This window comes from Deltaproteobacteria bacterium (assembly GCA_020848745.1).
In the GTDB taxonomy this organism is placed as follows: domain Bacteria; phylum Desulfobacterota; class Binatia; order UTPRO1; family UTPRO1; genus UTPRO1.
Window position 1 is genome coordinate 103,502 of the sequence record JADLHM010000055.1, and the last position, 24,660, is coordinate 128,161.

A 24,660-nucleotide genomic window follows, 5' to 3' on the forward strand; every position below is an offset into this window, starting at 1 on the left:
GCGCGCCGCGGTCAGTGGACCGTCGGGTCGCCGCGTCGTAGGGGTCCCGTCGGCGTTGCGCCGAGTCGCGTGAGCGGCGCCGCGACGTCGCCCGGCGCTTGTCGGACCGGCGGCGAGAACCACCGCGCCGTCCGATGACGCAGAATGCGGATACGGCGCCCGAGCATGAGGCGCTCGGTGACGACGTCGAGCAGGCGTTTCTCCCCCATGTTCACTCCTCCCCTCCGTCTTCGGTATGCGAGATGATCTCCATACCCGTCATGATGTTTTGCCATCTGTCGTCGCGAGACAACACGCGACACCGCCCGAGCTTCAGAAAAGCCGCGCCCTTCTGGAGCGCCTGCGTCAATCCGGAGCAGGTGTGTGGAGCAAACGCTCGCTGACGACCCGCCAAGCGCGGTCCGCGAGCTCGTCGGGCGGACAGAAGGCGACGTCCATCGTCGCGTGCATCAGGAAGCCGTCGACGACGGCGAAGAGGATCCGCGCCTCCCACGGGGGGTCGAGGTCGGGGCGGAAGTCGCCTTCGTCCATCGCCTGGCGGATCGTCATGGCGGCGGCTTCGAGGAGCCGAGCGCGTATTCCGGGGGCGCGGGGGAACGCGCCCGGGTCGCGCATCATCTCGACCCGGAAGTTCATGAGGCAACGGAAGTACTCGGGACGCTGCCGACCCCACGTGGCGGCGGCGCGGATCTGCGTTTCGAGCCGCGCGCGCGCGGTCGGCCCTTGCGCCTGCTCCACCTGGAACGTCGCCCAGTCGCTCCCGACGGCGGCGAAGGCGAGGGTGATGATCTCCTCCTTGGAAGAGAAGTGATACGTGAAGTGGCCGCGGGCGAAGCCGGTCTCGCTCTCGAGCGCGCTCACGGTGCAGGCGCGGATGCCGTCGCGGGCGATCACTCGGATGGCGGCCGCGATGATCTCGCTCCGACGCGCGACGCTCGCGGACCGCGCCTTGGCGGTGCGATCCGTCGGTGCGACCGCGGCGGGTCCGCTCGTGGACGGTGGCGCGTCTTCCCGCGTACCGGGCAACATTTTTCTCTTGTACAGTCATACTACGCCATGGTAAAGACGGAGCGCTCGCGGCGGGGAGCTGAAATCGTGAGTGCCGTCATGGGTTCCCCGTCTTCGTCCATGCCCTCGCCCGTCAGGAGGCTTCGCCAATGAATCCAGCCTGGTCCCGCCGCGCCGTGGCGCTCCTCGGCGCGCTCGTGTGCTGTCTCGCGGTCGCGCCCCGGGTGATGGCCGCGCCGTCGTTTACCCTCTTCGAGTCCGGGCAGGTGCGACCCCTCGCGTCTTCCCCCGACGGGACGCGTCTTTTCGCGGTCAACACTCCCGACAACCGGCTCGAGGTCTTCGACGTGACCGGCGCGAGCATCGCCCACGCCGGGAGCGTCACGGTCGGTCTCGAGCCGGTCGCCGTCGCGGCTCGCACCAACGGCGAGGTCTGGGTCGTGAACCATCTCTCCGACAGCGTGAGCGTCGTCGACGTCAGCGATCCCGCGGCGCCGCGCGTCGTCCGGACGCTGCTCGTCGGCGATGAGCCCCGCGACATCGTCTTCGCCGGTGCGGGCGGCAACCGGGCGTTCATCACGACGGCGCACCGTGGCCAGAACACGCCCCACCACGCCACCATCGAGACGATCCTCTCGACGGCCGGCCTCGGCCGCGCCGACGTGTGGGTCTTCGACGCCGCGAACCTCGGGGTCTCGCTCGGCGGGACGCCGCTCACGATCGTCACCGTGTTCGGCGACACGCCGCGTGCGCTCACGGTGTCGCCCGACGGCGGCACGGTCTACGCCGCCGTCTTCCACTCCGGGAATCGCACCACGACGCTGTCCGAGGGGGTCGTGCCCGACACGGGTCCGAATGCGCTTCCACTTCCGAACGACAACTTCCAGAACATCGTCGGTCCCGAGGTCGGACTCATCGTCCGCTACGACGGGACGAAATGGACCGACGAGCTCGGCCGCGACTGGAGCAGCTCCGTCAAGTTCTCCCTGCCCGACAAGGACGTCTTCTCGATCGACGCCGACGCCAACCCGCCGGCGCAGGTCGTCGGTCCGACGAGCTTCTACGCCGACGTCGGCACGATCCTGTTCAACATGGTGACGAACCCGGTGAACGGGAAGGTCTACGTCACCAACCTCGACTCGAAGAACCACGTGCGCTTCGAAGGCGAAGGCGTCTATGCCTCGGGCTTCAAGCCAGTGGGCGAGCCGGCGAGCGTCCGCGGCCACCTCGCGGAGTCGCGCATCACCGTGCTCGACGGGGCGTCGGTCTTGCCGCGACACCTGAACAAGCACGTCGATTACTCGACGTGCTGCGCGCCGATCCCGAACACCGAGAATGCCGACAGCCTGGCGTTCCCGCTCGGCATGGCGGTGTCGAGCGACGGCGGCACGCTCTACGTCGCCGGTTTCGGGACCGGCGAGATCGGCGTCTACGACACGAGCGAGATCGAGAACGATACCTTCACGCCGGCGTCGGCGGACCAGATTCCGCTGACCGGCGGCGGTCCGACGGGCCTCGTGCTCGACGAAGCCCGGACCCGCCTCTATGTGCTGACGCGCTTCGACAACTCGCTTTCGGTGGTGAGCACCGCGACCGGTGCCGAGACCGCGCACGTCGCCTTGCACAACCCCGAGCCCGCGAGCGTGGTCACGGGCCGGCCGCGGCTCTACGACACGAGCTTCTCCTCGAGCCACGGCGACTCGTCGTGCGCGAGCTGCCACATCTTCGGCGACTTCGACAGCCTGGCCTGGGACCTCGGCAACCCCGACGACACCGTGCTCAACAACCCCGGCCCGTTCTCGGTCGGGCCGTTCATCAACCCGGATTTCCACCCGATGAAGGGCCCGATGACGACGCAGAGTCTGCGCGGCATGGCGAACCACGGGCCTATGCACTGGCGCGGCGACCGCACCGGCGGCAACGAGCCCGGCGTTGTGACCGCCCAGCCCGACTCCGGCACGTTCGACGAGGACGCGGCGTTCAAGAAGTTCAATCCGGCGTTCCCCGGTTTGGTCGGGCGGGATCAGCAACTGACGGCGAACGAGATGCAGCAGTTCACCGACTTCGTCCTGCAGGTCACGTATCCGCCGAACCCGATCCGCAACCTCGACAACTCGCTGACACCGTCACAGATGAACGGCCGGAACTTCTTCTTCGGGCCGGTGTCCGACACCTTCCAGGACTGCGACGGCTGCCACCGCCTGGTGCCGTCCGCGAACGCGGCGGCCGGCGTCGCGGCGCCGGGCTTCTTCGGCACCGACGGGCGCTCGTCTTTCGAGAACGAGACGCAGATTCTGAAGGTTCCGCAGCTGCGCAACATGTACCAGAAGGTCGGCATGTTCGGCATGGCGGCGGTGCCGTTCTTCAACGCCGGCAACAACGGGTTCCAGGGCGACCAGGTCCGTGGCTTCGGCTTCCTGCACGACGGCAGCGTCGATACGCTCTTCCGCTTCCACCAGGCGACCGTCTTCAACCAGACGGGCATCAACGGCATCAATCCGACCGGCATTCCGGCGGGCCCCGCGGGCGATCCGCTGCGTCGCGACCTCGACGCGTTCATGATGGCGTTCGACTCGAACCTGGCGCCGATCGTCGGCCAGCAGATCACCCGCACGAGCACGAACGGCGCGACGGTCGATCCGCGCATCACACTGCTCGAGCAGCGCGCCGACGCCGGAGAATGCGACCTCGTCGCGAAGGGCAAGATCGGCGGCGAGGAGCACGGATGGCTCTACGTCGGCGGCGGCGACTTCGAAACCGATCGCTCTGGCGAGGTGCCGCTCGGCGACTCCGCGATCCGCGCGCTCGCGAACACGGCCGGGCAGGAGATCACCTTCACCTGTGTGCCGCCGGGGTCAGGGCTCCGCATCGGCATCGACCGCGACGGCGACGGCTACGGCGACGGCGACGAGCGCGACAACGGCAGCGATCCGACCGATGCCGGCAGCATTCCAACGGGCGTTCCTCCCGTCTGTGCGACCGTCTCGCCGGCGCTGTGGAAGTCGGCGACCCTCACCGACAAGACGGGCCGTCTCTCGCTCCGCGGCGACCTGTTCCTCGGCGCGTACGCGCAGGAGCCGGTCTCGGCGAGCGCCGACGACAACGACGGCGCGATCTTCGCCGACGGCGTCGCGGGCAACGTGATCGTGCCGAAGGGCTCGGGCTTCAAGTACAAGGCGCCGCGCGGCGCGACCGGCGTGACCGAGGTCGCCGTGAAGGAGAAGCGCAACTCGGGCGGCATCTTCACCGTCACGGTGAAGACGAAGGGCGCCTGGATGCAGGGCGCGGCCGACGAGGACGAGACGACGACCGTCGTCAATCTGAACATCGGCGGCGCGTGTTTCCGCGGCAACGCCAAGCACGTACGCTGATCGCGTCCGCGATCCGTTGAGCGGAGCGACGCCGCCCGCAGTTCGGTGCGGGCGGCGTCGCTCGTTTGCACGATCCCGCCTCGCGGCGCATCCTGCGGGCTTTGCGGAGTCTGGGGAGGAGCCGATCATGCCGAGCGACACGCTCACGGTCACCGACAATCGCACCGGGCGCACGTACACGTTGCCGATCCGCGGCAACGCGATCACCGCGACCGACCTCCGGCAGATCAAGGGACCCGACGATTCGGAACTGATCTCGTTCGATCCGGCGCTCCGCAACACGGCGACGTGCCGGAGCGCGATCACGCACCTCGACGGCCGGGCCGGGACGCTCAGCCACCGCGGCTATGCGATCGAAGACCTCGCCGATCGGTCGAGCTACCTGGAGGTGGCCTACCTGATCCTCGAGGGCGGGCTGCCGAACCGGACGCAGCTCGACGCCTGGCAGGCGGAGCTCGCGCGGCACGCGCTCATCCACGAGTACGTCACGCGATTCATCGACGGCTTCCGCTATGACGCGCACCCGATGGGCATGCTCATGAGCACGGTCGCCGGGCTCTCGACGTTCTACCCGGAGGCGGCGCACGTCGACGATCCGGCGGTGCGCCGCCGCCAGATCGTGCGGCTCCTCGGGCAGGTGCCGACGCTCGCCGCGTTCGCGCACCGCAAGCGCACGGGCCTGCCGTACGTGTATCCCGACCTCGGGCTCTCCTACGTCGGCAACTTCCTCAGCATGATGTTCCGCATGACCGAGCTCCGGTACGAGGCCGACCCGGTGATCGAACGCGCGCTCGACGTGGTCTTCTTGCTGCACGCGGACCACGAGCAGGCCTGCTCGACGACCACCATGCGCTGCGTGGGGAGTGCCAAGACCGACCCCTACAGCGCCGCGGCCGCCGCGACCGCGGCGCTCTTCGGGCGCTTCCACGACGAGGCGTACGAGGCCGTGATCACGATGCTCGAACGGATCGGCGGACCGGAGGGCGTACCGGCGTTCGTCGCCGAGGCCGCACGCACGCGCAGCGAGCCGCCCGGCTTCGGGCACCGCGTGTATCGCACCTACGATCCGCGCGCGCGCATCCTGCGCGGGCACGCGGCGAAGGTGTTCGCCGTGACCGGCCGTCCGCGCATCTTCGAGACCGCGCTCGCGCTCGAGGAGGCCGCCGCCGGGGACGCATACTTCATAGAGCAAGCGCTCCACCCGACGATCGACTTCTACGAGACGATCATCTATCACGCGATCGGCTTTCCCCCGGAGATGTTCCCCGTGCTCTTCGCCATCCCGCGCTTCGTCGGATGGGCGGCGCAGTGGAACGAGATGATGAACGATCCCCACCAACGAACGTACCGGCCGCGCCAGCTCTACACGGGCGTCGGCGCGCGCCCGTACCTGCCCATGACGGAACGTGCATGAACCTCGATGATCTGAAGAAGCACCTGGTCGACATCTGTCATTGCGCGAGCGAGCGGTGGTTGACCGCCGGCTCGGGCGGCAACATCAGCGTCCGCATCCCCGACACGACCCGCTACCTCTGCACCGCGACCGGAGTCACCTTCCGCGACACGGCGGTCGAGAACGTCGTCGAGATGGATCTCGACGGCCGGCAGATCAGCCCGGGTCCGTGGAAGCCGTCGAAGGAGCATCGCTGGCACGCCGGCATCCTGGCGCTCCGTCCGGAGGTCCATGGCGTCGTCCATACGCACTCCACCGCGACCATGGCCTTCGGCATCGTGAACATGACGCCGCCCCACATGACGGGCCAGGCGCGCGCCCACCTCGGCAACATCCAAATCGTTCCCTATGCGGATGCGGGATCCGACAAGCTCCGCGACCTCATCGTCGACGTGTACGAAGAGCATCCGGAGACCCGCATCGTGCTCCTCGCGAACCACGGACTCGCGGCGACCGGGCCGACCCTCCTCGAGGCCTACAATCGGGCCGAGATCGTCGAAGATTCCGCCCAGGCCTATCTGGACTGCCGGATCCTCGGCCGGGAGCCCAAGACCGACTTCTAGCGGCATCGCCGGGGACGCCGGCGGTCGTTTCACTGCTGCAGGCAGTAGACGTGGTGGGGCGTGCCGCACGCCGACGTGGTGGCGGTGTTGTTCCACCACGTCGGGCTCGCGAAGGTCGCGCTGCCGAAGATCGCGGCGCCGGTGCCCGCGGCGAAGTCCCCGCACGTCGTCGTGCTCGTGCCGGCGACCGACGGGGTCGTCGCGCCGCTCCAGGCGACGTCCGAAAGGCTGCTGAGATACGCGCCGGTCGGCCGCTGCCAGATGCCGCTCGCGAGGGTGCCGCCGGCGGCGAGCGTCGCGCCGTCGGAGACGAACGTGCCGTCGCGGCGCACGTAGGTCGCGGCGAGCGCGATCCGTGACACCGCGCTCGCGGCCGAGGTCGCGAGAAGGGCCTTGTAGGTGCCGGAGAGCGACGCGCCGAGCGCTTCGCTCGCGCACATCGCGTCCGCGCTCGCGAGCCCGTCGCCGACGCTCGGGTCGATGGTGCCGTTCGTGATGAACGCGAGCTTGCCTTCCGTGACCGTCGGCCCGAGCGCGTTCGCGCCGAGGCTGGTGCCGAAGCAATAGTGGCGGCGGGGCTGCGAGCAGTTGCCGTTCGCGGCGTCCGTCCAGGCGGCGGGGCCGCCGAGGCCGTTGCCGATGCGGCCATTGCCGCTCGTCGCCGTCCAGTTGGTGCAGGTGTTGTCGCTGGCGACGCCGTTTTTCTGGGTGCCGGTCCACACCTCGACCCCGCCGACGTCGTTGCCGAGCTCGTCGAGGTGGATCGCGTTGAAGACCTGGTTCGCCGCCAGCGCGGACGGGAGGTCGGCGACCGGCGCGCCGTCGGGGCGCACGAAGCCGCGCGCGCCGCCGAGCCGGTCGATCGCGTTCACCGTCGCCGTCGAGAGCCAGGCGACGTAGGTGCCCGGCAGGCCGGCTGCGGCGGCGCGGGCGCCGCAGATGGCATCGGCGCCGACGAGCCCGCCGAAATCGCCGCCGTGGGTCGTCGAGGTCACGAAGACGACGTTGAAGAGCCCGGGGGTCGCGCTGGCGGTCGGGGTCGCGGTCGCGGTCAGCGTGGGCGTCGGGGTCTGTGATTGGGTCGGCGTCGGGGTGAGGCTCGTCGCGGTTTCTTGCGGGGTCGGCGTGGCCGTCGTCGCGACGGTCGCCGTGGCCGTCGGTAGGGCGGTCGGGGTGGGGGCGGCCGAGGGCGTCGCCGACGCTGCGGGCGCGGGGCACGCGGCGGTGCGCAGATCGTACCCGACGCTCGCGAGGAGCGCCTCGGCGCGCGGCATGCCCGACTCGGTGACGTCCGCGGCGCGGCAGTCCGCGACGCGCAACACGCACTCGACGTAGTCGTCGAGCGCGCCCGTCGGGTCGGTGCCGAAGCGGAGGCACGTCGCGCGGAGCGCGTCCACGTCGAGGGCGGCGGCGCCACGCAGCACGTCGTACGAAACGGCCGCGGTTCCGCAGGCCTTCACGATGGCCGCACGGAGCTTCACGCCGGCCCGCCCGACGCGCAGGATCTGGTTGTCGCAGAGCGTGGCGGCCTTGGCGGCGCACCCGCCGTCACCCGGCTTCAGCTGCACGCACGAGAAGACCGCGTCGAGGCACTTCTGCACGCTCGCGAGCTTTCCGGCCGTGAAGGTGCGCGCGGCCTGCCGATCGCCTTCTGGCACTTCACGACGACGCGGGCCGTCGCCGGGTCGGGAACGCTCTGGGCCGCGGCGCGGGACGCGAACGACGCGAGAACGACGGCGAGGACGATGGTGAACGGGAAGCGCACGGCGGGAATTCGGGGAGAGCGGCTCCTGCGAGGATGGTCGTCGCCGCTTTCCCGGTCAAGGGCGGTTCCGGGCGCCGAGATCAGCCCGACAAGCGCGACAGGAACCCCTGGTCCTGCTCGACGAGCGCCTGCAGCGAGGGCCGCCCGACGATGCGTTCGAACCACGCGGCGAGCGCGGGGAACCTCGCGCGGTCGATCTCGACGCCGGCGTGGCGGAGGTTCACGAGCTGGCAGGCGACGCTCACGTCCGCGAGCGTGAAGGTCTCGGCGACGAGGTGGTGGCGGCCGTCGAGCTCGCCTTCGAGGTACGCGAGGAACGTCGGCAGCTCCTTGAGGCCGCTTTGCACGACCGCCTCGTCGCAGCCGCCCTTGATGAGCTTCGCGCTGATGACGCGCTGGAAGAACACCTTGGCCGTGAGGCTCGGGGCCATGCCGCCGTCGGCGTACTCGTCGAACCAGCGCACCCGGGCACGCTCGTAGGGATCGCGGGGGAAGAGGGCGGGCGTCGGGAAGCGCTCCTCCAGGTACTCGGCGATGACCGTGCTGTCGGCGAGCGAGCGGCCCTGTTCGTCCTCGAGGGCGGGAATGCGTCCGAGCGGACTGCGCTTCAGCAAGTCGCCGCTCTTGTCGAACGGATTCGTCGCGACGAGCTCGTAGGGGATCTGCTTCTCGGTCAGCACGCAGCGGACCTTGCGCACGAAGGGGGAGAGCAGGGCGCCGTAGATCTTGAGCATGGGGGAGCTCCTTCCGAGGCTGACGTGCGCCGCAGCGCGGCGCCGAGCGGTCAACTAACGGCCGCCGCCGGCTGAAGCAATGACGTTCGACCGCCTCTTGGTATAGAGCGAACGGCGATGGCAGCCCCTGAAGCCGCCGCCGACCTCGACCGGCGCCGCGCGACGGTGGTCTTCGTCGACCTCCTCGGCGCGTCGACCCTCGCCAGCGAGGCCGGCATCGAGCGCGCCTACGCGATCGTCACGGGCTGCATGCGCGTGCTCGACGGCATCGCGCGCCGGCACGGGGGTGTCGTCGATCGCTACCTGAGCGACGCCCTCATGGCGGTGTTCGGCTTTCCCATCCGGAAGGCCGATGCCCCGGCCTTGGCGGTCGCCGCGGCCGTGGAGATGCTCGATGCCGCGGCCCGCTACGCGGGCGAGGTGCGAAGCCCGGTTCCGCTCCAGCTCCGCATCGGCATCAACACCGGCCTCATGATCGCCGGCGATCTGCGCGGCGCGGTGGTCCGCGAGTTCGCCGTCATGGGCGACGCGGTGAACGTGGCGGCGCGCTTCAAGGATCTCGGCGATCCCGGCCACATCCACATCGGCGCCGCGACCGCCGCCGGGGCGCGCGAGCGGTTCGAGCTGCTCGCGCTGCCATCGCTCGTGCTGCGGGGGAAGCAGCAGGAGGTCGAGGCCTTCCGGGTCGTCCCGCGCGCGCGGCGCGGCCGGGCCCGGCCGGGCGACGAGCTGGCTCTGGTCGAAACGCCGCTCGTCGGCCGGGCGGAGGCTCTCGCCGCGCTCCGCGCCGCGGCCGAGGCGGCGCGCGCGGGCCGGGGGCGGTTCGTGCTGCTCCAGGGCGCCGAGGGCATGGGCAAGTCGCGGCTCGTCGCCGAGCTGGCGCGCGAGGCGCGCGCAGCCGGGGCGCGCGTGCTCGCGGGCGCCGCGCGGCCGAGCCACGCCGACGATCCGCTGCGTCTCGCCCTCGATCTCCTCGCGGACGGGATCGGCGTCGCCGTCGGCGACGATGCGGCGACGATCGCCGCGAGCCTGCGGGCCGCGGCTCGGGGATGGCCGCCGCTCGACCGCGACGCGCTCGCGGCGGCGCTCGCCGGGACGATCCCGGCGCGGGACGCGGCGGCGGCGCTCGCCGCCGCGCTCGAAGCCGTGCTGGCGTCGTTCGCGGCGCGCGGGCCGCTCGTAGTCGTGGCCGAGGACGCGCACTGGGCGGACGAGGCGTCGCTCGACCTCCTGGCGGCGCTCGCAGTGAAGCTCGCGGCGACGCCGGCGCTCTTCCTCGTCGCCATGCGCCCCGACGCGGCGCGGGCGGCGCGGCTCCACGCCGCGCTGCCGGGGCTCGTCGCGCTCGACGTCGGGCCGCTCGCGGCGGCGGACGCGGCGGCGCTGGTCGACGCGGTCACCGGGGGACGCGACCTCGCGCCCGCCGTGCGCGCGCGGCTCGAGACGCGGGCCGGCGGCGCGCCCGCGCGGCTGATCCTCGGCGCGCTCCTCGTCGGGGCGCTCGAGACCGAACTCGCGCAGGAGGCCGCGACCATCGAGCGCGGCAGCGACGCCGAGCGCCGCCGGGTGACCGTGCTCTTCGCGGACATCACCGGCTTCACGCGCATGTCGGAGCAGCTGCCGCCGGCCGAGGCGTATCGCGCGGTGAGCGGCTGCCTCCAGATCCTGCACGAGGCCGCGGTCGAGCACGGCGGCTCGGTCGACAAGTACCTCGGTGACTGCATCCTGGCGGTATTCGGCGCGCCGATCGCGGTCGAGGACGCGCCGCGCGCCGCCGTCAACGCCGCGATCGAGATGCGCCGGCGCGTCCGTGCGTACAACGCCGCCGCCGCGCTGCCGTCGCCGCTCGACATCCACGTCGGCATCAACACGGGCTTGAGCGTCGCGGGCGACGTGAGCGGACCTTTGCTGCGCGAGTTCACGCTCATGGGCGACGCGGTGAGCATCGCCTCGAAGCTCAAGGACGCGGCGCCGGCCGGGCAGGTGTGGGTCGGCCCCGAGACCCACCGCGCCACGCAGGCCGACTTCGCCTACGAGGCTGCGCCTGAGAACTCCGGGATCGGCCCCGCCTGGGACCTCCGCTCCGAGCAGGTGCAGGTCTACCGCAAGCGTCTCGGGCGCGGCGCGACGATCTTCGCCGAGCTCGTCGGGCGCGACGAGGAGCTCGCGGCCTTGCGCCGCATGGTCGCCCGCCTCGTGTGTGGCGAGGGCGGCGTCGCGGGCATCGTCGGCGAGGCCGGGCTCGGGAAGTCGCGGCTCTTCACCGAGCTCGCCGTGACCGATGAGGGGCGCGCCGTGCGCTGGGCGGAAGGGCGCGCGGTCGCCCTCGGCCGCAACCTGCGCTTCCACCCCTTCGTCGACCTCCTGCGCTCGCTGCTCGGCGGCGATGGGCAACCGGGGTCCGAGACGTGGGACGGCCTCGTCGGGACGGCCGCGCCGTTTCTCGGCGCCGAGACCGACGAGCTGATGCCGCCGCTCGCGATGATCGCCGGCGCGGCGCTCCCGCCGGGGGACGCGGAGCGCATGGCGGAGGTCCGTCCGGAGATCATCGACCGCCTGTACGTGCGCGCGATGCGCGCGCTCATCCGAGGCGTCGCGCGCGCTCGGCCGCTCGTGCTGTTCTTCGAGGATCTCTACTGGGCGGACCGCGCCTCGATCGAGCTCCTGACGGAGCTCCTGCCGCTGGCGTCCGAGGTGCCCGTGCTCTTCCTTTACGCGGCCCGTCCCGGGTTCCCGGAGACGACGGGGCGCATCGCGGCGGCCGCGGTCGACGTGCTGCCGGCCGACCGGGTGCTGCGGATGGATCTAGGGCCCCTCGACGGCGCGGCGACGATGAAGCTGCTCGGCACGCTCTTCCGCCACGGCGCGCTGCCCCGTACCTCGCGCGAGCGCATCGCCGAGCGCGCCGGCGGGAATCCGCTCTACGTCGAGGAGCTCCTGCGATCCTTGATCGAGCAGGGCGCGGTCGAGGTCGCGGGCGACGGCCTCCGGGCGACGGCCGCGATCGAGTCCATGGTCGTGCCGGCGACGGTGCAGGAGGTGATCCTCGCCCGCGTCGACCATCTGCGGCCGCGGCCGAAGCAGGCGCTGCAGATCGCGGCGGTCGTCGGGCAGCGGGTCGCCGAGCCGGTGCTCGCCGACCTCGTCAGCGAGCCCGAGGAGATCCCGGAGATCCTCGACGCGCTCGTCGAAGCGCAACTCCTCACGAGCGAGGTCCGCGGCGAGGTCCGGACTTTCGTCTTCAAGCACCGCCTCATCCAGGACGTCACCTACGAGTCGATCCTCGAGACCCGGCGCGCCGATCTGCACAGCCGGGTCGGGCGTGTGATCGAGCGCCGCATGCCGGGCGCGCCCGGATACCACGGCATGCTCGCGTACCACTACTCGCTCGGGAACGACCTCGAGCGCGCCGAGGAGGAGCTCTTCCTTGCCGGCGACGACGCCTCCCGCGCCGGCGCGCCCGTCGAGGCGCTCGAGCTGCTCCAGGAATCGTCGCGGCTCTACCTCGCGCGGCATCCGGGCGGCGGCGACCCCGTGAAGCGAGTCGCGCTCCACGAGCGCCTGGCCGGCGCGTATCTGCACCGCGGCCAGATGGAGGAGTCGACGCGCCACTTCGACGAGGCGTTGGCGCTCCTCGGCGAGGAGAACCCGAGCTCGCGGCTCGGCATCGTGCTGGCGCTGATCAAGACGCTCGTGCCGGTCGGGATCGACCTGTATCTCCGCGGCGGCGGCGCGCGTCACCGGCCGCCCGCGACGCCACGCGACCGCGAGATCATTCAGCTGATGTTCGACCGCGCGCGGACGCAGACGACGGCCGACCCGGCGCGGTTTCTCCTGCAGGGCATCGCGACCATCGGCCGGATGCGGCGTATCGATCCGGTGACCGTCCCGAACGCGGCCATGGTGTACGCCGGAATGGTCGGCATCTTCGCCTACGGCGGCCTCTCGTTCGACGTCGCGCGGCGCTTCCTCGACGTCGCGGATCGCTACGCCGATCCCGCGAACCCCAACGAGCTCTTCCTCGTACGGATGATGCGCTTCACCTACGCGTTCTGCTGCGGCGACTGGGACGACCGCCACGAGATCCCGCTGGCCGTCGTCGACGATGCGGTGCGCCGCGGCCAGCTCTGGGACGTCGCGCACCACGTCGGGCTCGAGGCCATCAAGCACACCGCGCAGGGCCGCTGGCACGAGACCGACGCGCAGATCGACTGGATGGCCGCGCTCGCGCAGTCCTACGCGTACGATCTCGCGGCCGTCTACGTCCACGCGTGTCCCGCGTATCTCTACGCCGAGCGCCGTCAGCTCGACGCGGCGCTCGCGGCGAGCGAGGCGTATCTCCAGGGGTACGACGAGGTGCTGCTGAACCTGCACGCGCTCGGCACCAAGGCCAAGGTGCAGGTGCTCCTCGGCGACCTCTCCGGCGCGCGCGCGACGATCGCCGATGCCGACGAGCCGCTCTCGAAGGGGCCGATCCCCCCGTGGCACTTCGGCCAGATCGCCCGCTCGCGGCTCATGCTGCGCGTGAGCGAGGCCGAGCAGGCGGGGAGCCGCGCGGCGCCGCTCCGCGCTTCGCGAAAGGCCAGGCGCGACGCGCTCTGGGCGGCGGCGCGCTTCGCCTCGTTCCGTCCCGAGATCTGGTCGGCGACCGCGCAGCTCCATTGGCTCGGCGGCGCGCAGCGGAAGGCGCTTCAGTGGTTCGGCCGGGCGCTCGACGAGGCCGAGCGCCTCGGGATGCGCCCCGAGGCGGCACGTGTCCGCCGCGAGATCGGGCGGCGGCTCCACGAGTCCGGTGCCGGCGCGATCTTCCGCGGCCGCGACGCGCGCGCCTGGTGGAGCCATGCGCGGCGCGAGCTCGAGGCGCTCGACCTGCGCTGGGATCTCGCGCGGCTGAGCCTGCTCGAGGGCGGCGGCGCCGGGCGCGGCGCGCGGCTCCGCGTTGCCGGGTGAGGCGCGCGTCGGGGTCGGGGAGTGCGGCGACGGGGAGGCTCCCTTCGTCCCCGTGCATCTGCGATCCGTAGCGCGACCTCGCGATTACGAGCTCCGCAGGTCGAGCTCCTTCATCTTCTTCTGCAGCATCACGCGCGAGAGCCCGATGGCCTGCGCGGTCCGCGTCACGTTGCCGCCGTTCTGGCGGAGGGCGCCCGCGATGAAGTCGCGCTCGAAGGCGGTGCGCGCGTCGCGCAGGGACGCGGCGGTGCTCGCCGGCGCGGCGCCGGCGGTTGCGAGCCCGCACGCCTGTGGGTCGGCGGCCGAGGCGTTCGGACCCGCGCCCACGCCCGTCGCGGCCACGACGTGCGGGGACAAGTGGTCGACGCCGATCGCTTCGCCGGGCTGCGCCAGCGCTACGGCGCGCTGGATCTCGTTGGCGAGCTCGCGGATGTTGCCCGGCCAGGCGTACTCGGCGAGGCGGCGCGTGCTCTCGAGCTCGATTCGCGGCACCTCGCGGCCGAGCTGCCGGCACGCCTCCCGCAGGAAGCGATCGACGAGCAGCGGCACGTCGTCGCGCCGCTCGCGAAGCGGCGGCAAGCGGATCGGGAACGCGGCGAGCCGGTAGAAGAGGTCTTCGCGGAACCCCTTCCGCGCCACCTCTTCGCGGAGGTTCCGGTTGGTCGCCGAGATCACCCGGACGTCGACGGCGCGCGGACGGGTGTCCCCGACCGGCACCACCTCGCCCTCCTGGAGAACCCGCAGGAGCTTCGCCTGCATGCCGGGCGGCATCTCTCCGACCTCGTCGAGGAAGACCGTCCCGCCCGAGGCGGCCTCGAAGAGCCCGCGCCGATCCTGGAGCGCACCGGTGAACGCGCCGCGGCGGTGGCCGAAGAGCTCGCTCTCGAGCAGGCTCTCCGAGAGCGCGGCGCAGTTGACCGCGATGAAGGGCCCGTCGGCGCGCGCGCTCGCGCGGTGGATGGCGCGCGCCGCGAGCTCCTTCCCCGTGCCGGTCTCGCCCTCGACCAGCACCGCGATCGGCGAGGTCGCCGCCCGCTCCATCAAGCGGCGGACGTTTGCCATGGCGGGGCTCGTGCCGACGATCTCGCGCTCCGCGTCGCGCGTGGCGAGGTCACGCCGGAGCGCTCCGACCTGCGTTCGCAGGCGCTCCTCGTCGGCCCTGATGCGCGCGTACATGCGGGCGTTCTCGATCGCGATCGCGACGCTGCCGGCGAGGGCGGCCAGGAATCCGAGGTCGGCGTCGTCGAACGAGCCCCCGACGCGGTTCACCACCTGGAGGACGCCGATCGCGCCGCGGCCGGTGACGAGCGGCGCGCACAGGATGCCACGGGTGACGGTGCCGGTGATCCGATCGACGTCCCCGGTGAAACGCGGATCCGCGGACGGATCGTCGATGCGCTCGGCCCGACCGCTCCGCAGCACCGCCCCCGCGATGCTGCGGTCGGCCGCCACGCGTATCGACCGGAGCTTGGCGGTCACATCGGCCGCGTCGGCGGCGTTGTAGGTGACCTCGAGCTCGCGCGCGCCCGGATCGGCGAGGAAGATCGTCGCGCCCTCGGCCGCGAGCGCCGTCCGGCACCGCTCGAGCACGAGGGGCATGAGCTCGTCGAGCTCGACCCGTTCCGCGAAGGCGCGACCGAGGTCGTAGAGCAGCCGGAAGCGGGCGGAGTCGGCGGGTGCGGGGGGCGGGTCGGGCATCGGCGCGTGAGCGTGACGTGCGGCGGGGTTGGTAGCAGATCGGGGAGCGGCCGGGGAAGCGCCGAACTCCGGTCGGCCGCCGCCGGCTCCGTGTGGCGGCGGCCGGGTGGCGGCGCGCGCCAGTGCCGAGGTTCGACGCGTTCGATGCCGGCATCGTCTGATCCAACTTGGCGCACGCCCACCGGCGCCGCGCAACTCGTGCTCCGCGAGGGCCTCGTTCCCGGCAAGGCGAAGATCCTCTTCAAGGGGAAGGGCGACCGGCTCGGGATGCCGCCGAACCTCGCCGCCCTCACGTCGCCGGTGCGCGCGCAGCTCGTGAACGACACGAGCGGGATCTGCTGGGAAGCGGTCTTCAGCGCGCCCTTCAAGAAGCAGGACGCGACCACCTTCACGGACAAGGCAGATTGACGCGCGGGCTTCCCGTCGGCGGGCTACATGCCGAGCAGCGGACGCAGGGCGTCCGTGGATGCGCGCAGGTCACGGCCCGGTAGCAACCGGGTGACGTTGCTCGTGAGGGATGCGACGATCAGGTCCGAGCGTCCCCGATGGTACGCCGCCGTCGACAGCACCAGGACGGGGCGCCGCTTGGTGCCGTCCTCGTCGGCGAAGACGAAGCGCACGAGGGCGATGTCCCCGCGCTCAGATCGTCGCAGCTCGCGGCGCCGACCTCGCGCGGCCTCCTCCCCGCGACGACGTGGTAGGCCCGCGTCCGGCGCGTGCGGAAGAAGTGGTACGACGACCAGAAGAGCAGGAGGAAGGTGCGGACGCTCGCTTCGCCGAAGCGGGCCGCGAGCTCGCCTCGGTGCGCCTCGATGCCGCGCGCCCAATCGCGGACGGTGTAGGCGTAGCTCAGCGTGTCGTCGGTCACCTCGTGGATGACGAAGCCGGCCCCGGTCAGCACCCCGATGAGTCGCCCGAGATCGACCGCCGCCACCGGGCCGGGCCAGACGTGCTTCGTGATGAAGGCCGCGAACTGATGCGCACGGCCGCGCGCGCAGAAGTCGGCGTAGACGCGCCCTTCGGGCGTGAGCCAGCGCGCGAGGAAGCCGCCGACGCGCCGGTAGTCGGGCACGTGCTCGAGGGTGCCCATGAAGACGGCCGCGTCGTAGGGCGCCGACGGTCGATACTCGAGGAAGTCCGCGAGTTCGACGCGACAGGGGAGGCCGAGCCGGACGATGAGATCGCTGACGAAGCGATGCTGCGCGCGCGAGATCGTGATGGTCTCCACCCGGATTCCTCGGAGGCCCGCGTACTCGACGAACGCGCCCCAGCCGCCGCCCATGTCGAAGACCCGCATGCCGGGACGGAGGCCGAGGCGATCGATCGCGTGCTGCATCTTGCGGCCCTGCGCCGCGCTCGGGTCGTCGTCCGGAGCGGCGTAGTACCCGTGCGAGTAGGACCGCCAGCGCTCGAACCAGGGCAAGAAGAACTCGGCGGGCCGGTCGTAGTGGAACGCGATCGCGGCGGCGTTGTAGGCGAGCCGATTCGGGAGGCGGAGCCGCAGCAGCCGGAGCGCCCGCGTCGCCCAGGGGACGTCGAGCGACAGCACGTCGGTCGCTTTCACGACCTCGAAGCCGTCGCCCTCGAGGTCGATGCGGGCGGCGAGGAACGCTTCGGCGACGGCCAGGTGGTCGCCGCGGGCGAGCGCCGCCACGTCGCGCTCGTCGGAGAAGACGATGCGCGCGAGCGGCGCGCCCGTGGCGGAGGCGAGGGTCGTGCCGTCGGGAAGCGTGAGCGCGAGCCGGGCGCCCGTGCGGCCGAGCGCTTCGATCATGGCGGTGAGCGCCGGCGGGATCGAGGCGGCCGCCGCCATTCAGATGACGAGGTCGCGCGGGATGGCGTGCGCGATCGTCGCGTGGAACGCCGGGAGCTTCGACCAGTGGAGCATCGGACGCAGGTGGTGCGCCGTATGGTACCCGAGATTGAAGGTGCGAAGGTTGTAGAGGCGCGCGGTCGCCGAACGGGAGGCATGCCAGTGATCTCGTGCGTCGAGGCCCGCGTGGTGGTAGTGCGTCGCCTGCGCCTGCAGCACCAGGGCCAAGGGCAGGGGGAGCGCGAACACCAGGAGCGCGTTCACGGGAGAGGCGATGATCAGGCACGCGAGCACGATGGCGCAGACGCCTGCCATCCGGCGGAAGCGACGGAACACGATCGGGTGATCGCGGCCGATGCGACAGGCAACGGGATAGATGTTCACCGCCAGCACCCAGGCGAACTCCCACGAGCCCATCGTACCGCCGTCCCGCCGGCGCCAGCGGTTCGAGTCGCGTTGCTGGTCGAGATAGTGCCGGTGATGTCCGAGGTTGTGGTGCAGCGTGTAGACGTACGGCAGCATGCCGAGCTGGAAGAACATCATCACTTCGAAGACCCGGTTCAGGATCGGCTGGCGGAAGGTTCTGATGTGGTGATGGTTGTGGCACATGCCGGCGAAGTTCACCTGCAACGGGAAGAGCAGGGCGGTGCAGGCGAGGACGTGGAGCGGCGCCGAGATCCCGAGGAAGATCGCGATCTGCGCCGCGCTCACGGCCGTGATCAGCGCGGCGGGCACGACGTCGATCGGGTGGCGGAACACGCGCCGCAGCGGCGAACGCACCGCACGCTGCCGGCGGAACGCGGGAGACTCGGCCACGCCGCACGGTATCCGATGCTTTCGCGGCGTGGCAAGCGACGCGGCCGCCTCGCGGTCACGGCGCGCGGCGCCGCGGGCCGACGCGGGTGAGACTGCCGCGCGCGGTCGGCCTCACGGCGCTCTCTGGCGCGCTGTACGGGTTGGCGTTCCCGCCGGTCGGCTGGTGGCCGCTCGCGTGGGTGGCGTTGGCTCCCTTCCTCGCCGCAGTGGCCGCGAGCTCCCGGCGGCGCGCGGCGGGGCTCGGCATCGTACTCGGCGTCACCCTGTCGTACGGGGTCGGGACCTGGATGCCGGATGCGGTCGTCAACTACTACCAGCAATCGGTCGTCGTCGGCGTGGCCATGTTCTTCGCCTGCGCGCTGTGGCAGGCGGCGTGGCAGTACGCCCTGTTCGCCGTCGGCGAGCGACGGTGCCTGGCGACGCCGCGCGCCGCGACGCCCCTCGTCGTCGCCGCGGGGTGGACGGCCGCCGAGGTGGCGCGCGTCCACGTGCCGTTCGGGAACCCGTGGGCGCTGCTCGGCTACTCGCAGACGGCGGCGCCGGTCGTCGTGCAGGTCGCCGATGCGGCCGGCGTGTTCGGCGTCGGCTTCGTCGTCATGACGGTCAACGCGGCGCTGGCGTGTTGGTGGACGGCGCGGGCGGCCTCGCCGCCCGCGCGCAGGGGCGCGATGCGCGGGCTCACGATCGCGGCGCTGCTGGTGGTCGCGGTCCTGGGGTACGGCGCGTTCCGACTCCGCACCGAGGCGGGCAAGCCGGGGCGCCCGGCGCTCCCGGTGGTGGCCGCGCAGGCGAACCTCGACCTCGGCGCGCAGTGGAAGTCGGAGTTCTACGGGGCGAACCTCGCCGCCTACACCGACCTCACGCTCACCGCGACCAGGGAGCGGCCCGCGGCGGTCGTGGTCTGGCCCGAGAGCGCGCTCACCTTCTTCCTCGAGCGCGAGCCGACCTACGCGGCGTATCTCGCGCGGGTTGCCGGCGCCGCGGCGGCGACGCTGGTCACGGGCGGACCCCGCGTCCTCGCCGACGCGGGGCGCGAGGAGTTCCGCAACGCGGCCTTCCTGGTCTCGCCGCGGGGCGCGACCAGGCTCGTGTACGAGAAGGGGCGCCTCGTGCCCTTCGCCGAGTACTTCCCGCTCGCCGGCGCGACGCTGCTCCGGCGCCAGTTCGGCAAGGTGCGCGAGTTCACGCCCGGGGCGACGCAGGCGCCGTTCCCGACCCCGCTCGGGCTCGCCGGCATGATGATCTGCAACGAGGCGATGCTCGGCGCCGAGGCGATCGATCGCGTACGGCGGGGCGCGGCGTGGCTCGTCACCCTCACCAACGACTCGTGGGTGGGCCGCCGGCAGTACGCCGAGATCGCGCTCGCGATGGTGCGCCTGCGGGCCGTCGAGGTACGGCGCTGGCTCGTGCGCTCGTCGACCTCGGGGCCGTCCGCGATGATCGACCCGGTCGGCCGCGTCGTCGACGTCCTGCCGTTCGATCGTAGCGGCGTCGTGCGCGCCGACGTCGCACCGCGCGAGGACCGGACGCTCTACGCGCGCCTCGGCGACGCCTTCGCCTGGAGCTGCGTGGCGGTGACCCTGGTGGCGGTGCTCGCGCGCCGCGGACGCCGCGGCGGATAGCGATCGCGCGCCCCCGATTGCGAGGCCGCGGCGGAGTGTTACGGTCGCCCGCCATGACGACGCCGTTCTTTGCGCTCTTCGACACCCCGATCGGCCACTGCGGCATCGCCTGGGGACCGGAGGGCATCACGGGACTCCAGCTCCCGGACGCCGGTCCGCGGGCGACCCGGGCGCGCCTGCGCGCGCGCTTCCCCGCCGCGACCGAGGCCGAGCCGCCCGCCGCCGTCGCCCGCGTCGTCGACGCGATCGGCAGGCTCCTCGCCGGCGAGAAGGTCGACCTCTCGACGGTCACGCTCGACATGGACGGCGTGCCGCCGTTCCATCGCCGCGTCTACGAGGCCGCGCGCGCGATCGCGCCCGGCACGACGCTGTCGTACGGGGAGATCGCCGCCCGGCTCGGCATGCCGGGCGCGGCGCGGGCGGTCGGCCAGGCCCTCGGGCGGAATCCCTTTCCGATCGTCGTACCGTGCCATCGCGTGCTCGCGGCCGGCAACAAGGCGGGCGGCTTCACCGCGACCGGCGGCGTCGACACGAAGCTCCGCATGCTCGCGCTCGAAGGCGCGGCGCGGCCCGCGGCGCGCGAGCCACGGCTCTTCGACGGCAACGCGGGCCTCGGCTTCGACTGGCGTACGGCCGTCGCCCATCTGAAAGCCGCCGACCCGAAGCTCGGGCGCGTGATCGACGCCGCCGGCCCGGCGAACGCGCTCGTCCTCAAGAATACGCCGAGCGTCTTCGGGGCGCTCGCCGAGGCGATCGTCCATCAGCAGCTCTCCGGCAAGGCGGCGGCCACCATCTACGGCCGCGTGTGCGCGCTCTTCCCGCGCGCGCCGCACGGCCCGACCGCCGAGCACGTCCATCGTACCGCCGAGGAGCGCTTGCGCGGCGCCGGGCTCTCGGCTGCGAAGGTCGCGGCGCTCAAGGACCTCGCGCGCCGCGAGCGTGCCGGCGAGATCCCGACGCTCGCGGAGGCGCGCGCGATGGACGATGCGGCGATCGTCGAGCGTCTGATCGCCGTTCGCGGCATCGGGCGCTGGACGGCCGAGATGCTGCTCATCTTCCGCCTCGGCCGCCCCGACGTGCTCCCCGTCGACGACTACGGCGTCCGCAAGGGCTTCGCGCTCGCGCACGGGAAGCGCGAGCTCCCGACGCCGCGAGCGCTCGCGAAGCACGGCGAGCGCTGGCGGCCGTATCGGACGGTCGCGAGCTGGTACTGCTGGCGCGCGCTCGATCTGTAGCCGTCGTTTTGGCGCCGCAGGGGAGGCGGGCCCGCCCACGAAGGCGATCTGGCGGTGCCGCTTGACATGAAGAAGCGATGAAACTACTCGGTTCGCGTGTCGATGGTCCAGCTGCGTAGCGTCCCGCCCGATCTGCACCGCCGCCTCAAGGTCCGTGCGGCGATGGAAGGCATCAGCATGTCCGACTACGTGATGCGTGAGCTGCGGAAAGCCCTGGAGCGGCCGATGCGGCAACAAGTGCTGGACCGGTTGCAGGCGCGTCCCGTCCGGAAGCTCAAGCGGCGTCCCGCCGAGGTCATCCGAACCGAACGCGCCGCCAGGTGATCGTCCTCGACGCGTCCGCGCTCGTCGAGCTGCTGCTCGGAACCGCGCAAGGGCGGCGTGTCGGCGCTCGCATCGCCGATCCGGCGCTCGGATTGCACGTTCCGCACCTCGCCGACATCGAGGCCGCGCAAACGCTGCGTCGCTATGTGCGCGATCGCGAGATCGACCAGGAGTCCGCGACGGCCGCGCTCGAGGATTTGCACGCGCTCGACCTGGTGCGACACGCTCACGAACCGCTCCTGGATCGCGTCTGGGAGCTGCGGCAGAACCTGACGGCGTACGACGCCGTCTACGTCGCCCTGGCGGAGGTGCTGGATACGGTCGTGCTGTCGTGCGATCGCAGGCTGGCGCGGGCGCCCGGAATGTCGAAGCGCGTGGATCTGATCGTCTGAGGAGGTGCGCGCCCGTTTGCGGCATGCGGCGCGGCCCCTCGCCCATGCCGCTCACGGAAGGAGGGCGTCGCCGCGAGACGCCGCCGCCGATTCGGTCTATGGAGGCGCGTGGTGCGCCGCCTGCGTGCGTGGGTCCTCCGGATGGTGCTCGGCTGCGCGCTCGGCGCCGGGGCGCTCGTCGGCGTCGTGTGGTGGCGGCTCGCCGAGGGGCCGATCCCGCTCCGCGCGCTCGACCGCCCGATCGGCGACGCGCTCGCGGCGCTGGTCCCCGACGTCACGGTGCGGGTCGGGACGACGGCGCTCGTGCGCGCCGGACGGGGCGTCGCGCTCGAGGTCGGCGACGTGCGGCTGCTCACGCCCGACGGGACGCCGGCGATCTCGCTGGCGCACGTGCGGGTCCGTCCGAGCCTCGGCGCGCTGCTGCGCGGCCGCGTCGTCATCGCGCGCGTCGACGTCGACGACGCGGTGCTGCCGCTCGTACGGCGCGCCGACGGCACCCTGGCGATCGGCGAGGGGGAGGGAGCCGCGCTCGTGCTCGGCGGGCCGGCGGGAGCGACGCCGTCCGCCGCGCGCGCGGCCGTGGCCCTGCCGCGTATCGCGCTCGGCCGGAGCCGGGTCAGCCTCGACGACCGCCGCGCCGGGGGTACGATCGCGCTCTCCGACGTCGGCCTCGTGGTGTCGCCGCGGCCGGGCGGACTCGACGGCTCACTCGCGGCGACCGTCGATCTCGCGAGCGCCGTCCCGCCGATTCGCGGGCGCGTGCGGGTGCCGCTGCGGGCGGAGGTCGGCGCCGATCTCGCGGACGACGGGACGCCCATCGAGGTCCGCTTCGCTCTGACGGCGGACGCCGGCGAGCTCGCACCGGGCGACGACCCGGGTCCGCCCCTGCCGCTCGCGGACGTCGCGGCGCGGGGGCGCTACCGTCCCGACCGGGAGACGCTCGACCTCGCCCGGCTCGCGGCGACGATCGGAGGGTCGCGCATCGCCGCGCGCGCCCGGGTCGTCCTCGGCGCGTCGCCGGTCGCGGGGCTCGACGGCGCGGTGGACGCACTCACCCTCGCGGCGCTCGCGCGGCTCTGGCCGGCCGATCTCGCGGGCGAGGCGCGGAGCTGGATCGCCGCGAGCCTCCGCGAAGGCGAGCTCCGGCGCTGCCGCGTCCGGCTCGGCGCGCCGGTGCCGGCGATGCCCGACGACGCCGGGGCCGCCACGCCGTCGCCGCCCCCGGACCTCACCGCGGCGGTCGCGAACGCCGTCGACGTGGCGTGTGATTTCCGCGGGGTCGCCGCCGACTACCTGCCGCCCCTCGACCCGATCCGCGACGCCGCCGGGTCGGCGCGGCTCACGACCGAGCGGCTCGCCGTCGACGTGCACGACGGCAGGGTCGGCGGCTGCCGGGTGGAGGGGGGCACCTTCGTGATGGACTTCGCGGTCGATCCGCCGTCGGCCGCGATCTCGGCCGACGTACGCGGCCCGACGGCCGAGGTGCTGGCGATCGTCGAGAAGCCGCCGATCGCGTTCACCCCGCCGCTCGGCATCACGCGCGCGACGGTCGGCGGCGAGAGCCGTGTGCACGCCGAGCTGCGCCTGCCGATCGCGAGGACGATCGGACCGGCCAACGTCACGGTGCAGGCGACGGCGGAGCTCACCGCAGCGCGACTGCCGCCGCTCACCGCCGGGGTCGGCATCGAGAACGGGACGCTGACCGTCCGGGTCGACGGCGCGCGCGTCGAGATCGAGGGGACGACGGCGGTGACCGGCCTTCCGCTCGTGACGACGCCGGTGAGGCTGGCGCTCGCCGTCGCGCCGGGCGCGGCGGTCGGCGAGCGGACGTTGGCGATCGCCGTCGACGGCGACGGGGTGGCGGTGCGCGGCACGGGGCGCATGGCGGGCGACGTGCTGACCGCGCTCGCCGTGGACCACGTACGCCTCGCCGGCACCGACGTCGCCGGCACGATCACGCGGACGCCGAGCGGCGGCTACGACGTCACGCTCGGCGGCGCGAGCCTCGACCTCGATCGTTTCCTCGCGGGGCGTCCGCTCGGCGCCGGCGACGCGTCGGCGATCGGTCCACCGCTCAGAGTGAAGCTCGACGTCGGACGCGTCCGGACCGTGCGCGAGCTCGATCTGCACGGCGTCCGCGGCACGCTCACGGCCGCCGACGGCCGCATCGCCACGCTCGATCTGCGCGGCGGGCTCGTCGAGCCGGCCGGCACGGTGGCGGCGACGCTGACGGACGGTCCCGGACCGCGCCGGCTGACGCTCGCCGCCGACCAGGCGGGTCGTGTGTTCCGGGCCCTCGGCGGTCTGCAGCAGATCGTCGGCGGGACGCTCGTGCTCGACGCGACCACCGACGCGCGCGGGCCGTTCGAGTCGCTCGCCGGGACGCTCGTGGTGCGCGACTTCAAGGTCGTGCGCGCGCCGGTGCTCGCGAGGGTCCTCGGGATCGGCTCGCTCGGCGGCATGGCCGCCCTCGTGCAGGGCGAGGGCATGCCGATGAGCGAGGCGCGCCTCCCGTTTCGACGGGACGGGACGCGGCTCGAGCTCCACGACGTGCGCGCCGTCGGCGCCGTCGGCCTCACCGCCGACGGCGTGATCGACACCGGCGCCGGCACCTGCGATCTCCGCGGCAACGTCATTCCCGCCTACACGCTCAACAGCGCGCTTGGCCGGATGCCCGTCCTCGGGCGGCTTCTGGTGGGCGCGCGTGGCGACGGCGTATTCGGGATCGACTACCGCGTGCACGGGCGCGTGGCCGACCCGGTCGTGCGTGTGAACCCGCTGACGTCGATCGCGCCGACGGTGCTGCGGTCGTGGTTCGTCGATCCGTTCACGCGGGGAGCGACCGGCGCGGAGCGCGCGCGCGGCAGGTAGCATTTCCGGAGCCTCGGGACCAAGGAGGTCCTCCCGTACGCGCGC

16 protein-coding genes and 1 pseudogene are annotated in these 24,660 nt (G+C 72.6%); 10 read left to right on the forward strand and 7 right to left on the reverse strand.

Annotated elements, in window-relative coordinates; genetic code table 11:
* Positions 1-11: 11 nt before the first annotated feature.
* Together IT293_07670 and IT293_07675 are read right to left on the reverse strand one after the other, a co-directional pair.
* Positions 12-209, reverse strand: coding sequence for a hypothetical protein (locus IT293_07670; GenBank protein MCC6764527.1), 198 nt, complete (start codon positions 207-209; stop codon positions 12-14).
* A gap of 136 nt (positions 210-345) precedes the next feature.
* Positions 346-1,029, reverse strand: a complete 684-nt coding sequence (locus tag IT293_07675) for a TetR family transcriptional regulator (protein ID MCC6764528.1) — start codon at positions 1,027-1,029, stop codon at positions 346-348.
* A gap of 206 nt (positions 1,030-1,235) precedes the next feature.
* Here IT293_07675 and IT293_07680 point away from each other — a divergent pair.
* The 3 genes and pseudogenes from IT293_07680 (at position 1,236) to IT293_07690 (ending at position 6,395) form a co-directional block, all read left to right on the forward strand.
* Positions 1,236-3,962: pseudogene (locus IT293_07680) on the forward strand (hypothetical protein).
* A gap of 544 nt (positions 3,963-4,506) precedes the next feature.
* Positions 4,507-5,793 carry a citrate (Si)-synthase gene (locus tag IT293_07685; GenBank protein ID MCC6764529.1) on the forward strand — a complete coding sequence of 429 codons (1,287 nt, stop codon included), beginning with the start codon at positions 4,507-4,509 and terminating at the stop codon, positions 5,791-5,793.
* On the forward strand, positions 5,790-6,395 hold the full coding sequence (locus tag IT293_07690; protein ID MCC6764530.1) for a class II aldolase/adducin family protein: 606 nt from the start codon (positions 5,790-5,792) through the stop codon (positions 6,393-6,395). Before IT293_07685 ends, IT293_07690 begins: the two co-directional genes overlap by 4 nt.
* A gap of 29 nt (positions 6,396-6,424) precedes the next feature.
* Here the strand turns inward: IT293_07690 and IT293_07695 are convergent, their stop codons facing one another.
* On the reverse strand, positions 6,425-8,053 hold the full coding sequence (locus IT293_07695; protein MCC6764531.1) for a hypothetical protein: 1,629 nt from the start codon (positions 8,051-8,053) through the stop codon (positions 6,425-6,427).
* Positions 8,054-8,240: 187 nt separating this feature from the next.
* Positions 8,241-8,894: a glutathione S-transferase family protein gene (locus IT293_07700; GenBank protein ID MCC6764532.1), complete on the reverse strand. Its 654-nt coding sequence runs from the start codon at positions 8,892-8,894 to the stop codon at positions 8,241-8,243.
* A 117-nt stretch (positions 8,895-9,011) separates the two neighbouring features.
* Between IT293_07700 and IT293_07705 the strand changes: the two genes are divergently transcribed.
* Entirely contained in the window at positions 9,012-13,844 is a 4,833-nt protein-coding gene (locus IT293_07705; GenBank protein MCC6764533.1) for an AAA family ATPase, read from the forward strand.
* A gap of 84 nt (positions 13,845-13,928) precedes the next feature.
* Here IT293_07705 and IT293_07710 read toward each other — a convergent pair whose 3' ends face one another.
* Entirely contained in the window at positions 13,929-15,542 is a 1,614-nt protein-coding gene (locus IT293_07710; GenBank protein MCC6764534.1) for a sigma 54-interacting transcriptional regulator, read from the reverse strand.
* A 198-nt stretch (positions 15,543-15,740) separates the two neighbouring features.
* Between IT293_07710 and IT293_07715 the strand changes: the two genes are divergently transcribed.
* Positions 15,741-15,950, forward strand: coding sequence for a hypothetical protein (locus IT293_07715; protein MCC6764535.1), 210 nt, complete (start codon positions 15,741-15,743; stop codon positions 15,948-15,950).
* A 118-nt stretch (positions 15,951-16,068) separates the two neighbouring features.
* On the opposite strand, the gene IT293_07720 is transcribed toward IT293_07715, so the two are convergent.
* Positions 16,069-17,355 carry a class I SAM-dependent methyltransferase gene (locus IT293_07720; protein MCC6764536.1) on the reverse strand — a complete coding sequence of 429 codons (1,287 nt, stop codon included), beginning with the start codon at positions 17,353-17,355 and terminating at the stop codon, positions 16,069-16,071.
* Positions 17,356-18,171, reverse strand: a complete 816-nt coding sequence (locus tag IT293_07725; protein ID MCC6764537.1) for a fatty acid desaturase — start codon at positions 18,169-18,171, stop codon at positions 17,356-17,358.
* Positions 18,172-18,257: 86 nt separating this feature from the next.
* Between IT293_07725 and lnt the strand changes: the two genes are divergently transcribed.
* The 5 genes from lnt (at position 18,258) to IT293_07750 (ending at position 24,615) form a co-directional block, all read left to right on the forward strand.
* On the forward strand, positions 18,258-19,793 hold the full coding sequence (lnt, locus tag IT293_07730) for an apolipoprotein N-acyltransferase (GenBank protein MCC6764538.1): 1,536 nt from the start codon (positions 18,258-18,260) through the stop codon (positions 19,791-19,793).
* Positions 19,794-19,846: 53 nt separating this feature from the next.
* Positions 19,847-21,028 (forward strand): methylated-DNA--[protein]-cysteine S-methyltransferase, encoded by a 1,182-nt coding sequence (locus IT293_07735; GenBank protein MCC6764539.1) that lies wholly within the window; start codon positions 19,847-19,849, stop codon positions 21,026-21,028.
* Positions 21,029-21,130: 102 nt separating this feature from the next.
* A complete protein-coding gene (locus IT293_07740) occupies positions 21,131-21,352 on the forward strand; it encodes a toxin-antitoxin system HicB family antitoxin (GenBank protein MCC6764540.1) in 222 nt (73 codons plus the stop codon).
* Positions 21,349-21,744, forward strand: a complete 396-nt coding sequence (locus IT293_07745; GenBank protein MCC6764541.1) for a type II toxin-antitoxin system VapC family toxin — start codon at positions 21,349-21,351, stop codon at positions 21,742-21,744. The genes IT293_07740 and IT293_07745 overlap by 4 nt, the downstream gene beginning before the upstream one ends.
* Positions 21,745-21,855: 111 nt before the next feature.
* A complete protein-coding gene (locus tag IT293_07750; protein ID MCC6764542.1) occupies positions 21,856-24,615 on the forward strand; it encodes a hypothetical protein in 2,760 nt (919 codons plus the stop codon).
* The last annotated feature ends 45 nt before the right edge of the window (positions 24,616-24,660 follow it).